This window comes from Ochrobactrum sp. SFR4, from assembly GCF_019730395.1.
Taxonomy (GTDB): domain Bacteria; phylum Pseudomonadota; class Alphaproteobacteria; order Rhizobiales; family Rhizobiaceae; genus Pseudochrobactrum.
Window position 1 is genome coordinate 1 of record NZ_JAAPBB010001294.1, and the last position, 240, is coordinate 240.

Annotated in this window: 1 pseudogene; it reads left to right on the forward strand. The window is 44.6% G+C overall.

The annotated features are described in order from the left end of the window. Window positions 1-240 (forward strand): annotated as a pseudogene (locus HBA93_RS23195) (transposase domain-containing protein); the annotation flags it as partial.

Below are 240 nucleotides of genomic sequence, written 5' to 3' on the forward strand. Positions count from 1 at the left end.
TGATTTGCCGCCAGCAGAAAAAAGTCTTGATAATTTAGCACGCACAAAATGGCGTGGCTCTGTTGAGTTAACACGACAAGTTGCTGGAAAAACAAAAAGAATTTGGAAATATCACATTTCGCTTTTGCCGGAGGCTGCACGTCTACGTTTGGAAATGGTCCAGCTTGAACCTGAAGATGAAAGCCCAGAAGCGAAGGCACGCAGAGAAATTGAAAAGCAGCTTTGGGCGCGTTTTAATGC